Origin of the sequence: Microlunatus speluncae (genome assembly GCF_009299835.1) — a bacterium.
GTDB lineage: Bacteria > Actinomycetota > Actinomycetes > Propionibacteriales > Propionibacteriaceae > Microlunatus > Microlunatus speluncae.
Map to the genome: position 1 here is coordinate 338,519 of NZ_VKCZ01000014.1, position 13,043 is coordinate 351,561.

General features: G+C 71.1%; 10 protein-coding genes. All 10 read left to right on the top strand.

Annotated features, from left to right (window positions below; all coding sequences use genetic code 11):
* Positions 1-104 precede the first annotated feature (104 nt).
* The 10 genes from carA to FNH24_RS18410 all read left to right on the top strand — a co-directional run bounded on the left by carA (position 105) and on the right by FNH24_RS18410 (position 13,027).
* Entirely contained in the window at positions 105-1,280 is a 1,176-nt protein-coding gene (gene carA, locus FNH24_RS18365) for a glutamine-hydrolyzing carbamoyl-phosphate synthase small subunit (RefSeq protein WP_152363659.1), read from the top strand.
* Positions 1,280-4,597: a carbamoyl-phosphate synthase large subunit gene (carB, locus tag FNH24_RS18370; protein ID WP_152363660.1), complete on the top strand. Its 3,318-nt coding sequence runs from the start codon at positions 1,280-1,282 to the stop codon at positions 4,595-4,597. Before carA ends, carB begins: the two co-directional genes overlap by 1 nt.
* Positions 4,594-5,697, top strand: coding sequence for a quinone-dependent dihydroorotate dehydrogenase (locus tag FNH24_RS18375; protein ID WP_152363661.1), 1,104 nt, complete (start codon positions 4,594-4,596; stop codon positions 5,695-5,697). The genes carB and FNH24_RS18375 overlap by 4 nt, the downstream gene beginning before the upstream one ends.
* Positions 5,694-6,533: an orotidine-5'-phosphate decarboxylase gene (gene pyrF / locus FNH24_RS18380; RefSeq protein ID WP_152363662.1), complete on the top strand. Its 840-nt coding sequence runs from the start codon at positions 5,694-5,696 to the stop codon at positions 6,531-6,533. The genes FNH24_RS18375 and pyrF overlap by 4 nt, the downstream gene beginning before the upstream one ends.
* Before the next feature lie 109 nt (positions 6,534-6,642).
* Positions 6,643-6,987, top strand: a complete 345-nt coding sequence (gene mihF / locus FNH24_RS18385) for an integration host factor, actinobacterial type (RefSeq protein ID WP_152363663.1) — start codon at positions 6,643-6,645, stop codon at positions 6,985-6,987.
* 167 nt (positions 6,988-7,154) lie between these two features.
* On the top strand, positions 7,155-7,766 hold the full coding sequence (gene gmk / locus FNH24_RS18390; protein ID WP_152363664.1) for a guanylate kinase: 612 nt from the start codon (positions 7,155-7,157) through the stop codon (positions 7,764-7,766).
* A 44-nt stretch (positions 7,767-7,810) separates the two neighbouring features.
* Complete coding sequence (gene rpoZ, locus FNH24_RS18395) at positions 7,811-8,131, top strand: DNA-directed RNA polymerase subunit omega (protein WP_152363665.1); 321 nt, start codon at positions 7,811-7,813, stop codon at positions 8,129-8,131.
* Positions 8,132-8,156: 25 nt separating this feature from the next.
* Positions 8,157-9,392 (top strand): bifunctional phosphopantothenoylcysteine decarboxylase/phosphopantothenate--cysteine ligase CoaBC, encoded by a 1,236-nt coding sequence (gene coaBC / locus FNH24_RS18400; protein ID WP_152363666.1) that lies wholly within the window; start codon positions 8,157-8,159, stop codon positions 9,390-9,392.
* Between the two features lie 99 nt (positions 9,393-9,491).
* A complete protein-coding gene (gene metK / locus FNH24_RS18405; RefSeq protein WP_152363667.1) occupies positions 9,492-10,688 on the top strand; it encodes a methionine adenosyltransferase in 1,197 nt (398 codons plus the stop codon).
* 101 nt (positions 10,689-10,789) lie between these two features.
* Positions 10,790-13,027, top strand: a complete 2,238-nt coding sequence (locus tag FNH24_RS18410; RefSeq protein ID WP_246186958.1) for a primosomal protein N' — start codon at positions 10,790-10,792, stop codon at positions 13,025-13,027.
* The last annotated feature ends 16 nt before the right edge of the window (positions 13,028-13,043 follow it).

The window sequence follows — 13,043 nt, forward strand, 5'->3', positions numbered from 1 at the left end:
CCGCGTGCACTACTGGCGGGTCGGCGGGGTGGGGCTGGGTGCTAGGGTGCGAGGGATCTCAGCCAACCTTTAAGACCTGTCCCGTGAGGCAGGAAAGGACGGTCATGCTCGAAACGCCTTCGCGCGCGCTCGCAGACCCCACCATTGATCCACCGCCGGCGCTGCTCGTGCTGGAGGACGGCACGACCTTCCGCGGGCAGGCGTTCGGCGCCGTCGGCGAAACCTTCGGCGAGGCGGTGTTCTCCACCGGGATGTCCGGCTATCAGGAGACCCTGACCGACCCCAGCTACCACCGCCAGGTGGTCATCGCAACCGCTCCGCACATCGGCAACACCGGCTGGAACGACGAGGACGACGAGTCCGGGCGGATCTGGGTGGCCGGTTACGTGGTCCGCGACCCCGCCCGGGTCTCCTCCAACTGGCGCGCCCGGCGCAGCCTGGCCGAGGAACTGCAGAGCCAGGGGATCGTCGGCGTCAGCGGGATCGACACCCGGGCGCTGACCCGGCACCTGCGCGAACGCGGCGCGATGCGGGTCGGCATCTCGAGCGAGACGACGACCGCGGAGGATCTTCTCGAGCGGGTCAAGGCGACGCCGTCGATGCACGGCGCGCACCTGGCCGACGAGGTCACCGCGACCGAGCCCTATCGGGTGCCGGCGGTCGGCGAGGCGAAGTTCCGGGTGGTCGCGGTCGACCTCGGGATCAAGGCGATGACGCCGCAGCGGATGGCCGAGCGCGGCATCGACGTGCACGTCGTCCCCTCCACGATCAGCTACGACGAACTGCTGGCGCTGCAGCCGGACGGGGTCTTCTTCTCCAACGGCCCCGGCGACCCGTCGGCGGCCACCGGGCCGATCGCGCTGCTCCGCCGGGTGCTGGCCGACGGGCTGCCGTACTTCGGCATCTGCTTCGGTCACCAGTTGTTCGGCCGAGCCCTCGGCTACGGCACCTTCAAGCTCGGCTACGGCCACCGCGGGATCAACCAGCCGGTGATGGACCTGACCACCCGCCGGGTCGAGATCACCGCGCACAACCACGGCTTCGCCGTCGAGGGCAAGGCCGGTGAAACGCTGACGACCGCGTACGGGCAGGCGTCGATCAGTCACGTCTGCCTGAACGACGACGTGGTGGAGGGCCTGCAACTGGCCAACGCCGACGGCGAGCTGATCGCCTTCTCGGTTCAGTACCATCCGGAGGCGGCGGCCGGCCCGCACGACGCCGACTACCTGTTCGACCGCTTCATCGAAGTGATGGAGCGCGCTAGCGGAGGTGATCACTGATGCCGCGCCGCGATGATCTTTCCTCGGTGCTGGTGATCGGTTCCGGCCCGATCGTGATCGGTCAGGCCTGCGAGTTCGACTACTCCGGCACCCAGGCCTGTCGAGTGTTGCAGGCCGAGGGCTTCCGGGTGATCTTGGTCAACTCCAACCCGGCCACGATTATGACCGACCCGGAGTTCGCCGACGCCACCTATGTCGAGCCGATCACCCCCGAGTATGTGGAGCAGGTGATCGCCAAGGAACGCCCCGACGCGCTGCTGGCCACCCTGGGCGGCCAGACTGCCCTCAACACCGCGATCGCGCTGCACGAGCGCGGCGTGCTCAAGCAGTACGGGGTCGAGCTGATCGGCGCCTCGGTGGACGCCATCCAGCGCGGCGAGAACCGGGAGACGTTCAAGGCGATCGTCGAAAACCTGAAGGGCATCGCCGGCGGCCCCGGCGAGGTGGCACGGAGTGTCGTCTGCCACTCGATGGACGACGTGATCGGCGCGGCCGGCGAGCTCGGCTATCCGCTGGTGGTGCGGCCGAGCTTCACCATGGGCGGCGTCGGCTCCGGCTTCGCCCACGACGAAACTGATCTTCGCCGGATCGCCGGCGCGGGTCTCGCCGCCAGCCCGACCACCGAGGTGTTGATCGAGGAATCGATCCTTGGCTGGAAGGAATACGAGCTGGAGGTGATGCGCGACTCGTCGGACAACGTGGTGATCGTCTGCTCGATCGAAAACCTCGACCCGATGGGCGTGCACACCGGCGATTCGATCACCGTCGCCCCGGCGATGACGCTGACCGACCGCGAGTTCCAGCGGATGCGGGACGTGGCGATCGGGATCATCCGCGACGTCGGCGTTGACACCGGCGGTTGCAACATCCAGTTCGCGATCGACCCGGCGGACGGGCGGATGATCGTGATCGAGATGAACCCGCGGGTGTCCCGGTCCAGCGCCCTGGCCTCCAAGGCGACCGGCTTCCCGATCGCCAAGATCGCGGCCAAGTTGGCCATCGGCTACACGCTGGACGAGATCCCCAATGACATCACCAAGGAGACGCCGGCCTCGTTCGAGCCGTCCCTGGACTACGTCGTGGTCAAGATCCCGCGGTTCGCGTTCGAGAAGTTCCCGTCGGCGGACTCGACCCTGACCACGCACATGAAGAGCGTCGGCGAGGCGATGGCCATCGGCCGCAACTTCACCGAGGCGCTGGGCAAGGCGTTGCGCAGCCTGGAGGATTCCCGGGCGCCGTTCGACTACGCCGGCCCCGTCACCGACTCGGTCGACGACCTGCTGGAGCGGGCGGCCCGGCCGCACGACGGCCGGCTCGGCCTGGTGATCAAGGCCCTGCGTGCCGGCGCCACGCCGGAGCAGGTGTTCGAGTCGACCAAGATCGATCCCTGGTTCGTCGATCAGTTGATCTTGCTGCTCGAGGTCGCCGAGCGGGTCGAGACGGCGCCCGAGCTGACCGCCGAGCTGCTCCGGCTGGCCAAGCGGCACGGCTTCTCCGACGCCCAGATCGCGTCCCTGCGCCGGCTGAGCGAGGACGTCGTCCGCGGTGTCCGCTGGGCGCTGGGGGTGCGCCCGGTCTACAAGACGGTGGACACCTGCGCGGCCGAGTTCGCCGCCCGGACCCCGTACCACTACAGCTCCTACGACAGCGAGACCGAGGTCGCGCCGAGGACCAAGCCGGCGGTGTTGATCTTGGGCAGCGGGCCCAACCGGATCGGCCAGGGGATCGAGTTCGACTACTCCTGCGTGCACGCCTCGATGGCCCTCTCGGCCGCCGGGTACGAAACGATCATGGTCAACTGCAACCCCGAGACGGTGTCCACCGACTACGACACCTCCGACCGGCTCTACTTCGAGCCGCTGACCTGCGAGGACGTGCTCGAGGTCGTCCACGCCGAGTCCCTGGCCGGGCCGATCGCCGGCGTGATCGTCCAGCTCGGCGGGCAGACCCCGCTGCGGCTGGCCCAGGCGCTGAAGGATGCCGGGGTGCCGATCGTCGGCACCAGCCCGGAGGCGATCCACCTGGCCGAGGAGCGGGGCGCGTTCGGCGAGGTGCTGGCCGAGGCCGACCTGCCGGCGCCGAAGCACGGCCTGGCCCGGTCGTTCGAGGAGGCGAAGCGGGTGGCCGACGAGATCGGTTATCCGGTGCTGGTCCGGCCCTCGTACGTGCTCGGCGGCCGCGGGATGGAGATCGTCTACGACGAGGGCTCGCTGGGCTCCTACATCGCCCGCGCGACCGAGGTCTCACCGGCGCATCCGGTGCTGGTCGACCGGTTCCTGGACGACGCGGTGGAGATCGACGTCGACGCGCTCTACGACGGCACCGATCTCTATCTGGGCGGCGTGATGGAGCACATCGAGGAGGCCGGGGTGCACTCCGGCGACTCGGCCTGCGCGCTGCCGCCGATCACGCTCGGCGCGGCGATCATGGACCGGATCCGGATCTCGACCGAGGCGATCGCCGACGGCGTCGGCGTCCGCGGCTTGATCAACATCCAGTACGCCCTCGCCGGCGACACCCTCTACGTCCTCGAGGCCAACCCGCGCGCGTCGCGGACGGTGCCGTTCGTCTCCAAGGCCACCGGCACCCAGCTGGCCAAGGCCGCGGCCCGGATCATGCTCGGCGCGACGATCGCCGAGTTGCGCGCCGAGGGCCTGCTCCGGGCCGACGGCGACGGCAGCGTCGAGCAGCCCGGCGGGCCGATCGCGGTCAAGGAGGCGGTGATGCCGTTCAACCGGTTCCGTACCGTCGAAGGGATCTCGGTCGACACCATCCTCGGCCCGGAGATGAAGTCGACCGGCGAGGTGATGGGCTTCGATCTCGACTTCGGCACGGCGTTCGCCAAGAGCCAGGCGGCGGCCTTCGGCCCGCTGCCGACCAAGGGCACCGTCTTCATCTCGGTGGCCAACCGGGACAAGCGGAGCGTGATCTTCCCGGTCAAGCGGCTGGCCGATCTCGGCTTCCACATCCTCGCCACGGCCGGCACCGCGTCGATGCTGCGCCGGCACGGCGTCGCGGTGACCAGCGTCCGCAAGCACACCCAGGGCCCCGGCCCGAACGGCGAGAAGACGATCGTCCAGGCGATCCTGGACGCCGAGGTCGATCTGATCTTCAACACGCCGCACGGCCTGAGCGAGGACGGCCGGCCGCGCTACGACGGCTACGAGATCAGGACCGCGGCCGTGCTGCGCAACATCCCCTGCGTCACCACCGTGCAGGGCCTCGCCGCCGCCGTGCAGGGGATTGAGTCGGTCCGCTCCGGCGAGCTGAAGGTCCGCTCCCTGCAGTCCTGGTCGGCCGAGTTCACAGCGCGATGATCATTTACCGGCGCCTGGTGCGACCGGTGCTGTTCCGGTCCGCCGGGGGCGACGCCGAGGCCGTACACGAGCGCACGTTGTCCATGATCGAACTGGTCGGGCGGTCGCCGCAGCTGCGCCGGCTGTTGCGCTTCGCCGTCGGCGGGCGCAGCCAGGGCGCCCCGGTGCGGGTGGCCGGGATCGACTTCCCGGGCCGGGTCGGGCTGGCCGCGGGGATGGACAAGGACGGCCGGGCGGTGCTGGCCTGGTCCGCGCTGGGCTTCGGCCACGCCGAGCTGGGCACGGTCACCGCGCGGCCGCAGCCGGGCAACGACCGGCCGCGGCTGTTCCGGTTGCCGGCCAGCGGCGCGGTGATCAACCGGATGGGGTTCAACAACCGCGGTGCCCAGGCGTTGGCGTCGCGGCTGACCCGGGACGGCGTCCGGCGGGGCAACGGTGCGGCCGGGATGCCGGTCGGCATCTCGATCGGCAAGACCAAGATCACGCCGCTGGAGCAGGCGACCGAGGACTATCTGACCTCGTACCGGTTGCTGGCTCCGCATGCCGACTATCTCGCGATCAATGTCTCCAGCCCCAACACTCCCGGGCTGCGGGCCCTGCAGGAGGCGGGCGCGCTGCGCGACCTGCTGACCGCGATCCGGTCGGCCGGTCGGTTCCGCCCGGTGCCGATCTTCGTCAAGGTGGCGCCGGACCTGACCGAGGACGCGCTGGAGGAGTTGCTCGGCGTCTGCACCGAGTGCGGCGTCAGCGGCCTGATCGCCACCAACACCACCCTCGACCGGTCCGGCCTCCGCTACGGCGACCTGCAGCTGGCCGGGCAGGCCGGCGGGCTGTCCGGCGCCCCGCTGACCCGGCGGGCCCGGGCCGTGGTCGCCTTCCTGGCCGAACGGACCTCGCTGCCGGTGATCGGGGTCGGCGGGATCATGACCGCCGACGACGGGCAGGCGATGTTCGACGCCGGCGCGGCCCTGGTCCAGCTCTACACCGGTTTCATCTACGCCGGGCCCGGACTGATCGCGGCGATCAACCGGGCCACCGGCGACCATGCGCTGACCTCGTCGAGGTCTCAGTCACGTCTGCAGAAGGGGGAATCGGCATGACCACCAGTTACGGGGAGCGGCTGACCGCGGTGATCAAGGACCGCGGGGCGTTGTGTGTGGGCATCGACCCGCACCCGGCGTTGCTGGACCGGTGGGGACTGCCGCGGGACGCGGCCGGGCTGGAGCGATTCGCCCGCGGCACGGTGGAGGCGCTGGGTGAGACGGTCGCCGTGTTCAAGCCGCAGTCGGCCTTCTATGAGGCGTACGGGTCGGCCGGGATCGCCGTGCTGGAGCTGCTGCTGGCCGACATCGCCGCGGCCGGCGCGATCTCCCTGCTGGACGTCAAGCGCGGCGATATCGGCTCCACCATGGACGCCTACGCGGCGGCCTACCTCGCCGAGGGGTCGACGCTGGCGGCCGACGCGATCACGATCACTCCGTACGTCGGCGTCGAGACCCTGGCGGGGACGGCCGACCTGGCCGTTCGTAACGGCCGCGGGGTCTACGTGTTGGCGCTGACCAGCAATCCCGAAGCCCCGGCGCAGCAACTGGCCCGGACGGCCGCCGGCACGACGGTCGCCGAGACGGTGATCGGCTGGGCCGCCGACCGCAACGCCGGGGCCGAGCCGCTGGGATCGGTCGGTCTGGTGGTCGGCGCGACGATCGATCCGCCGGGATTCGACTTCGCCAAGCTGAACGGATCGATCCTCGCTCCGGGCGTCGGCGCCCAGGGCGGCGAGCCGGAACACCTGCCGGCGATCTTCGGTCCGGCGACCGACCTGGTGCTGCCGTCGGCGAGCCGCGAGGTGCTCTCGGCCGGGCCGGATCCGGAGGCTTTGCGCGAGGTCGCGACCAGTCTGGTGGGTCGGGTGAATTCCGTCCGCTCCTTGCTATAGGTTTCCCTCTGACCCACCCGCAGTGAGGCGCCGATGAAGATCATCTCCGCGCCGCTGGTGATGCGGCCGTTTGCCGTACTGGACGAGACGAATTGAGACGAGGGGGATTGTGACCATTCCGCCGCTGAGCGACGCGCAGCGCGAGCTGGCCCGCCACGCAGCCACCGAGGCACGGCGCCGACGGGCCGAGGTGAAACGAGCGCTGCGGGCCGGCGAGCAGACCTTGGCCGAGGTGCTGACGCTGGCCGAGGAAGACGACGTGATCGCGCAGATCAAGGTCGTCGACATCGTGAAGTGCGTGCCCCGGGTCGGCGACGTGCGCGCCGGACAGGTGATGGAGCGCCTGGAGATCGCGCCGAACCGGCGACTCCGCGGGCTGGGCCGGCACCAGGCGGCGGGCCTGCTGGCCGAGTTCGAAGCCCGCACCAGTCGCTCCGGCCGCACCGGATCGTGACCGGGCCCACTGCGGGGCCCGACCTGGTCGGTCGTTCGTTCCCTGAGCCTGTCGAAGGGCAAGCCCGATGACCGCGCCGGGTTGTTCGTTCCCTGAGCCTGTCGAAGGGCAAGCCCGATGACCGCGCCGGGTTGTTCGTTCCCTGAGCCTGTCGAAGGGCAAGCCCGATGACCGCGACCTCCGAGCCGTCCGCGGCCGCCCGCCCACGGCTGGCCGTGCTCTCCGGACCGACCGCGGTCGGCAAGGGGACCGTCGTCGGCCGGCTCCGGGAGACCCGGCCCGAGGTGTTCGTCTCGGTGTCGGCGACCACCCGCCCGGCCCGGCCCGGTGAGGTCGACGGGGTGCACTACCTGTTCGTCGACGACGCCGAGTTCGACCGGCTGATCGCCGACGGCGAGTTGCTGGAGTGGGCGGTGGTGCACAACTCGTTCCGGTACGGCACGCCGCGGGAGCCGCTGCGCGCCGCGCTCGACGCCGGCCGGCCGGCCATCCTGGAGATCGACCTGCAGGGCGCCCGGCAGGTGAAACAGGTCTGCGGCGCGGGCGCGGTGTTCGCCGCCGACGACGTGCAGTACGTGTTCCTGATGCCGCCGTCCTGGGAAGAGATGGTGCGCCGGCTGGTCGGCCGGGGCACCGAGTCGGCCGAGGAACGGGAGCGTCGGCTGACCACCGCGCGGGCGGAGATGCTGGCCGTGGACGAGTTCGACCACATCGTCGTCAACACCGAAATCGACCAAGCCGTCGCCGAATTGGTACTGTTGTTGGGTCTGCCCTCCTAGTCGGGGGCGGACATCCCCGTCGAAGACCTCTGCAAAGGACCATCTTGTCCAACACCACCGCGCCCGAGGGAATCACCAACCCGCCGATCGACGAGCTGCTGCAGCACGCCGATTCGAAGTACAAGCTGGTGCTCTACGCCGCCAAGCGGGCCCGGCAGATCAACGCCTACTACTCCCAGCTCGGTGAGGGTCTGCTCGACAACGTCGGACCCCTGGTGGAGACCTCGGTCCAGGAGAAGCCGCTGTCCATCGCGCTCCGCGAGGTCAACGCCGGCGTGCTGACCTGCACCGACATCGATCCCGATGCCGACGCTGCCGCCGCCGCGTCGGACGACGGCTTCGGCGACGGTCCCACCTCCGCCTGATCCACCCACCACAGCCGAGTCACCGATGAGCAGGATCGTTCTCGGTGTCGCCGGCGGCATCGCGGCGTACAAGGCCTGCGAGCTGCTCCGGCGGCTGGTCGCCGACGGGCACGAGGTCACGGTCGTGCCGACCGAGTCCGCGCTGCACTTCGTCGGCGAGGCCACCTGGGCGGCGCTGTCCGGTCGCCCGGTCAGCACCCAGGTGTGGGACGACGCGCACCGGGTGCCGCACGTCGCGCTCGGCCAGCAGGCCGATCTGGTCCTGGTCGCCCCGGCGACCGCCGACCTGTTGGCCCGGGCCGCGACCGGCCGGGCCGACGACCTGCTGACCAACATCCTGCTCACCGCGCGCTGTCCGGTGGTCTTCGCGCCGGCCATGCACACCGAGATGTGGCTGCACCCGGCCACCCGGCAGAACGTGGCGACCCTGCGCGACCGCGGCGCCGTGGTGGTCGACCCGGACAGCGGCCGGCTCACCGGCGCCGATTCGGGCCCGGGCCGGCTGCCCGACCCGGAGGAACTGGCCGCCGTCGCCTTCGGTCTCCTGGCCGATCCTGACCTGGCCGCCCGGGCCGCCCGCCGTGATCTGGCAGGCCTCCGGGTCGCGGTCAGTGCCGGCGGCACCCGGGAACACCTCGATCCGGTCCGCTTCCTCGGCAACGCCTCGTCCGGCCGGATGGGCTGGGCGCTGGCCCGGGCCGCCGTCCTCCGTGGCGCCGAGGTCCGCCTGGTCGCGGCGAACGTGACCCTGCCGCCGCCGGCCGGGATCGAGCTGGAGCGGATCGGCTCCACCGGTGACCTGGCGGCGGCGATGAGCCGCGCGGCGAAGGATTCCGACATCGTCGTGATGGCCGCCGCGCCGGCCGACTTCGGTCCGGCCGCGGAGAGCGAGACCAAGATCAAGAAGTCCGGTGACTCCGGGCTGCGACTGGAGCTGCAACAGACCACCGACGTGCTGGCCGGTCTGGTGGAGAGCCGGACCGATCCGGCCCAGGTGATCATCGGGTTCGCCGCCGAGACCCCGACCGCCGATGCCGCCCTGGAAGATCTCGGCGCGGCCAAGCTGGCCCGCAAGGGTTGTGACGCGTTGGTGCTGAACGATGTCAGCGGCGGCAAGGTGTTCGGTAGCGCGACCAGCGAGATCCGGGTCTTCACCTCGGCTCGCTACGGTGACGGCCGGTACGGACCCTGGTCCGGCACCAAGGACACGCTGGCGCATCGAGTGCTGGACATCGCGGTCGAGCTTCGCGGCCGACGATAAGGTGCAGGTCCAGTTCCACGTACCGCATCAGACGCATCCATCCACGACAGCTCGCGGCCGGCAGACCAGGCCCGGCGGGCACCCGAAGGGGCAGCAGCCATGGCAGGACGACTCTTCACGTCCGAGTCGGTGACCGAAGGCCATCCGGACAAGATCGCGGATCAGGTCAGTGACTCGATCCTGGACGCGATGCTGGGCTCCGATCCCGACAGCCGGGTCGCGGTCGAGACGCTGGTCACCACCGGCCTGGTCGTCGTGGCCGGCGAGGTCACCACCAACGCGTACGTCGAGATCCCGACGATCGTGCGGGAGCGGATCCTCTCGATCGGCTACGACTCCTCGACCAAGGGCTTCGACGGCGCCTCGTGCGGCGTCTCGGTCGCGATCGGGCAGCAGTCCGCGGACATCGCCCAGGGCGTGGACACCGCGTTCGAGAAGCGGACCGAGAGCTCGGTCGACGAGCTGGACCTGCAGGGCGCCGGCGACCAGGGCCTGATGTTCGGCTACGCCTGCGACGAGACCGACAGCCTGATGCCGCTGCCGATCGATCTGGCGCACCGGCTGGCCGAGCGGCTGTCCGCGGTCCGCAAGGAGGGCACGATGCCCTACCTGCGGCCGGACGGGAAGACCCAGGTCACCATCGAGTACGACGAGGCCGACCGGCCGGTCCGGCTGGAGACCGTCGTGGTGTCCAGTCAGCACGCGGCCGACATCGATCTGGACCGGCTGCTCACCCCGGACGTCCGCAAGCACGTGGTCGAGTCGGTGCTGGAGGACTACGCGATCGACGCCTCCGACTTCCGGCTGCTGGTCAACCCGACCGGCCGGTTCGAGATCGGCGGCCCGATGGGCGACGCCGGCCTGACCGGCCGCAAGATCATCGTCGACACCTATGGCGGCATGGCCCGGCACGGCGGCGGCGCCTTCTCCGGCAAGGACCCGTCGAAGGTCGACCGGTCCGCCGCCTACGCGATGCGCTGGGTGGCCAAGAACGTCGTCGCCGCCGGCCTGGCCAAGCGGTGCGAGGTCCAGGTGGCGTACGCGATCGGCAAGGCGCACCCGGTCGGCTTCTACGTCGAGACCTTCGGCACCGAGGCCGTCCCGACCGAGCAGATCCGCGAAGCTGTGCTGGCCACCTTCGACCTCCGCCCGGCCGCGATCATCCGTGACCTGGAGCTGAAGCGCCCGGTCTACGCCCAGGTTGCCGCCTACGGCCACTTCGGCCGCGACCTCCCCGGCGTCACCTGGGAAGGCACCGAGCGCGCCGACCGCCTCGCCGCCGCCGTCAAGGGCTGATCCCGCCGACTTGTCAGAACTGAGTAGCCCTATAGCGCAACTCAGTTCTGACAACTCGGCGTTGTGGGTGGTTGTCGGCGGCGTACGCCTATCATCCGGGTGTGCCTGCCGCCGAGCAGCCGGCCTTCGAGCTGGCGATCCCCGCGACCGGGGAGGAGTCTGCGCCGAAGGCGAACGGGCGTAAGGCCAAGACCAAGGGCGAGCCGAACCGGCCGGAGCAGGCGGCCGAGAAGCCGGTGGCCCGGGTCGCGGTCGACGTCTCACTGAGTCACCTCGACCGGCCGTTCGACTATCGGGTGCTGGCCGGGCAGGACGAGCAGGCGGTGCCCGGAGCCCGGGTCCGGGTCCGGTTCGCCGGCAAGCTGCGGGACGGCTTCATCCTGGAGCGGGTCGACGAAACCGATCATGACGGCACCCTCGCCCCGCTGCACAAGATCATCTCCGCCGAACCGGTGCTGACGCCACAGGTGACCCGGCTGATCCGCCGGGTCGCCGATCACTACGCCGGCTGTTTCGCCGACGTCCTCCGGCTCGCCGTCCCGCCCCGCCACGCCGCCACCGAAGCCGAGCCGCGTCGCAAACCGTCCCCGCCCGCCGAGCCGGCCGAAGAGCAACCCGGTGAGCCTGTTCCGTCCCCTGATCCTGTCGAAGGGCAACCCGGCTCGGCGGCATCGGCCGGCGCGGCGCGGCCGGTTCCGTTCCCTGAGCCTGTCGAAGGGCAGACCACCTCCCGCTCCGAGCTCGTGGCCGGCCCCTGGGCGACTTTCCCGGACGGACCCTCCCTGCTGACCGCCCTTCGTGACGGCCGCACCCCCCGCGCGGTCTGGCGGCCGACGCCGAGCACCGACCCGACCGGTGACTGGGCCGCCGGCTTCGCCGCCGCGGCAGCCGCCACCGTGGCCGGTGGCCGGGGCGTGATCATGATCGTGCCGGACGCGCATGATCTTGATCGGTTGGCCGCCGCCTGCGCGGAAACGCTGGGCAAGAAGGCGTACGTCCAGCTGACCGCTGATCTTGGTCCGTCGGCCCGCTACCGATCATTTCTGGCCGCGCTGCGCGGCGATGTGTCGGTGGTGATCGGCACCCGGGCCGCCGCGTTCGCACCGGTTCGTGATCTTGGACTGGTCGCGGTCTGGGACGACGGCGACGACCTGCTGTCCGAGCAGCGGGCGCCGTACCCGCATGCCCGCGACGTGCTCGCGCTGCGGGCGGTCACCGAGCCTTGCGCCGCACTCTTCGCCTCCTACGGCCGCAGCGTCGAGGTGCAGTCCTGGCTCGAGTCCGGCTGGGCGCACGAGGTCGCGTTGGACCGGACCGTGCTGCGGCGGCAGTCGCCGCGGGTGAAGGTGACCGCCGACAGCGACTCCCGGCTGGAACGCGATCCGCTGGCCCGGGCGCTCCGGCTGCCGCGCGAGGCGTTCGAGGTGATCCGGGTCGGGCTGTCGCAGGGGCCGGTGCTGGTCCAGGTGCCGCGGGCCGGCTATCTGCTGGCGCTGATCTGCCAGACCTGCCGGGAGCCGGTGCGGTGTCAGTTCTGCGGCGGCCCGACCCGGCAGGGCGCCGGTGATCATCCGGCGTCGTGCTCCTGGTGCGGCCGGCTGCAGGCCGACTGGACCTGTCCCATCTGCGGTGGCCGCCGGCTCCGCGCGCCGGTGGTCGGGGCGGAGCGTACGGCCGAGGAGTTGGGCCGGGCCTTCGCGCAGACCACGGTCCGCAAGTCGGCCGGCGGCGGGGTGCTGCCGGAGGTCGGGGCGGACTCGGCGATCGTCGTGGCCACCCCCGGCGCGGAACCGCCGGCCATCGACGGGTACGCCGCCGCGCTGCTGTTGGACACATCGATCCTGCTGCTGCGCCCCGACCTGCGCGCCGCCGAGGAGGCGCTGCGCCGCTGGTTCAACGTGACCGCCCTGGTCCGGCCCGGCGGTGACGGCGGCACGGTGCTCGCGGTGGGGGAGAGCACCAGTCGGGCCCTGCAGGCGCTGGTCCGGCTGGACGCCGCCGGCTTCGCCGCGCGGGAGCTGGTCGAGCGCGGCGAGGCCCACTTCCCGCCGGCGGTGAAGTTGATCACGGTGGAGGGCCGGCGCGAGTCGCTGGACGAGTTCGTCGAGCTGGCCCAGCCGCCCGACGGCACCGAGCTGCTCGGCCCGGTCGAGCTGCCGCGCACCGCGGCCCAACGCGTCGCCGGCGAGGACGGCCCGGTCTGGCGCCTCACCTTGCGCTCACCCCGCCAGTTCGGCGACCGACTGGCCCGGGCGGCGAAGGAGGTCACCGCGATCCGCAGCGCCCGCAAGAGCGACGGCGGCCTCCGCATCCGCGTCGACCCCGTCATCATCGACTGACCCCCAACCCCCCAAC

Coding starts and splice junctions, on each gene's coding strand:
- metK (WP_152363667.1), top strand. CDS start 9,492: ATGGCAGGACGACTCTTCACGTCCGAGTCGGTGACCGAAGGCCATCCG.
- carA (WP_152363659.1), top strand. CDS start 105: ATGCTCGAAACGCCTTCGCGCGCGCTCGCAGACCCCACCATTGATCCA.
- gmk (WP_152363664.1), top strand. CDS start 7,155: ATGACCGCGACCTCCGAGCCGTCCGCGGCCGCCCGCCCACGGCTGGCC.
- FNH24_RS18375 (WP_152363661.1), top strand. CDS start 4,594: ATGATCATTTACCGGCGCCTGGTGCGACCGGTGCTGTTCCGGTCCGCC.
- coaBC (WP_152363666.1), top strand. CDS start 8,157: ATGAGCAGGATCGTTCTCGGTGTCGCCGGCGGCATCGCGGCGTACAAG.
- pyrF (WP_152363662.1), top strand. CDS start 5,694: ATGACCACCAGTTACGGGGAGCGGCTGACCGCGGTGATCAAGGACCGC.
- carB (WP_152363660.1), top strand. CDS start 1,280: ATGCCGCGCCGCGATGATCTTTCCTCGGTGCTGGTGATCGGTTCCGGC.